This window comes from Peptococcaceae bacterium (genome assembly GCA_024655825.1).
Taxonomy (GTDB): domain Bacteria; phylum Bacillota; class Peptococcia; order DRI-13; family PHAD01; genus JANLFJ01.
Genome location: JANLFJ010000082.1, coordinates 1 through 2,219 on the forward strand (window position 1 = coordinate 1; position 2,219 = coordinate 2,219).

Below are 2,219 nucleotides of genomic sequence, written 5' to 3' on the forward strand. Positions count from 1 at the left end.
GTCGGAACGCCTTGGACAAACCCTCGCATCACCAAGACAATGGTCTTGCAACTATAGCGCGTGCCGGACCAAACGGTACCCGTGAACAGATTGAATACTTTGCCACACTTGCGACAGCGGTAGTCGAAGAGTGGATCACGGCTACGGTCGTGAGGCGCCTGGTCTGGCGGTAACGGATGACCGACGGGACATTTCAAACCCTCAGGATGAAGCATGCGCGACAAGTAGTTGTAACATTCTTGTTCGTCTAGTAAATCGGTGATCGGAAATTGCATCATGGGTATCTCTCCCGCTACGTCTAGTTGTAGCAAGAGTATACCAAGTTTCCGCTTCACCTGGAAACCAACATGAGCCAAAGCCAAGCCCGATTATGCTGCCTGCGTGAATATTGCCACCAAGAATGCCCTACGGGAAATGGTATTGCCCGGCCTGCTCAGCATAGCAATCCCGGTTGCGACGGGTCTCATCTTCGGTGCCTGGGCCCTTGGCGCCATGCTGATCGGCGCGGTGGCCGCCGCTGCTCTTTTAGGGCCTTTCTTCAACAACCTCGGTACTGCTTTCGACAACGCCAAGAAGATCATTGAGGAGGCCGGGCACAAAGGCTCCCCTGAACACCAGGCCGCAGTAGTGGGTGACACAGTGGGAGATCCCCTGAAAGACGTGGCCGGCCCATCCCTGCTTATTTTCATGAAACTGATCGGGATGGCATCACTGTTGGTGGCTAACGTAATACGTTAGCAATAATCGGGATAGGGGATAAATCAACGAGGGCTAGGGACCCGGATCCCCAGCCCTCATTAAAAAAGGAGGAGAAGAAGAGATTGCTAGACGGCACGGCCCATGCTGACCTTACGTCAGCCACCTGCCCCTGCAGGTGGGGGTGGTAAGGATGAACCATCGCCTTTGATGGGCCATGCCTTTTGCCTATAATATACTACATTCGATTCCTTTCTGCTGGACGACAACCCTACGATTTCCCTACGCAGAGCTTATGTAAGACGGGCTTCAGCCTGTCCTATGGGAGCAGGGAGGGACTGTTGTGCATAAGCAGCGCAGCCATGGAGGCAAATGGGCCTGGGCTGAAGGCTGGCGAAGCGCCCGCCAAGAGGGCAAAGGTGTACTCAGCTTAAGTTTCAACCTCTCTACTCTGGTGAGAAAACGTCTTTTAAGTTCCAAAGCCTTCACAAGATTCCAGGAAGAGACAGGATTGGGCGACCTGGCCTGGCGGGTAGTATACGCCAGCGATTCGAAGCCGAATCCGCCACCCCTGAGAGAACATCTCGGTCGGTGTCAGGGAACCGTTGTTTTCATCCACGGGTGGGACGGCAGTGGAGCAATTTGGGAGGATTTGCCGGCATTGGTGTGCCAGGCAAACTCCCGCCTGGTATCCATTGTCCCAGATGTCAATGGCTTCGGGGGCAGTCCCTTCCTGGACGAAGTGCCTCGGATCGCACACTGCAGCCCCAGAGGTCTGATCCGGGCAGTAGAGCTGTGGCTCGCGCTGCTAAACATCGGACCAGGCCGTGGACGAATATCCAGGCGCCCCTTGCTCTTCGTGGGACATTCCATGGGTGGGGCGGCTCTCTTTTACAAAACTGAGGCGGGTTGGGAAAATCAGCCCTATGGCTTATGCGCGGTCGCGCCGGCACTGCTGCATAACGACGGCCTGCGGAAAGGGTTGTACGTGACCCTGGGCATGGGCATCGGTGCGGGTTTGCAGCTCGAGTTTTTGGACAGGTTCAAAGACAAGCTGGCCCCCGCGTAGTGCAGGCTTTGATTGAGGGAGCCAGCCAGGCAGTGAAACGCGAGCATCGGCGTATCTTTGCCAATACACCCAAAGGTACCCTGGCGCAAACATTCTACGCCCCGGGAATAGCGGAGGAGAAGGTGCAACGCACCACCTGGGAGAACTTCCGGGTCATTCTGGGTCACCGCGATCGCCTGGTAGGCGTCGCCCCTATGCTGGAATTGCTGGAAAGCCTGGGACTGGGCTCCGACAACATCCGCGTAGTCCTGGGCGACCATTATTTTTTCTCTTATGGGAAGGGTTCACCGCGCGAGCACGCGCGGAACCGGGAGATTCTGTTGGAGGAAATTCTTAATCTTTACGAACGGGTACGGCATAGCTATTTGCCTGATGAACTTTAAGAAAATAATCTGCTAGTCGGGACCCTGAGGGAACCGCGACCGAGGTCGCACCTATAGGGCCTTTGGTCGGG

At 55.8% G+C, this 2,219-nt stretch carries 3 protein-coding genes and 1 pseudogene; 3 read left to right on the forward strand and 1 reads right to left on the reverse strand.

Features of this window, described 5'->3' with window-relative positions:
- Positions 1-278: hypothetical protein (locus NUV48_15470; GenBank protein ID MCR4443531.1), on the reverse strand; the 278-nt coding region annotated here is incomplete at its 3' end.
- An 88-nt stretch (positions 279-366) separates the two neighbouring features.
- Here NUV48_15470 and NUV48_15475 point away from each other — a divergent pair.
- From NUV48_15475 to NUV48_15485, 3 genes and pseudogenes are all read left to right on the forward strand, one after another.
- Positions 367-738: pseudogene (locus NUV48_15475) on the forward strand (sodium/proton-translocating pyrophosphatase).
- Positions 739-1,039: 301 nt separating this feature from the next.
- Entirely contained in the window at positions 1,040-1,765 is a 726-nt protein-coding gene (locus tag NUV48_15480; protein ID MCR4443532.1) for an alpha/beta hydrolase, read from the forward strand.
- Positions 1,765-2,148, forward strand: coding sequence for a hypothetical protein (locus tag NUV48_15485; protein ID MCR4443533.1), 384 nt, complete (start codon positions 1,765-1,767; stop codon positions 2,146-2,148). The genes NUV48_15480 and NUV48_15485 overlap by 1 nt, the downstream gene beginning before the upstream one ends.
- Positions 2,149-2,219 lie beyond the last annotated feature (71 nt).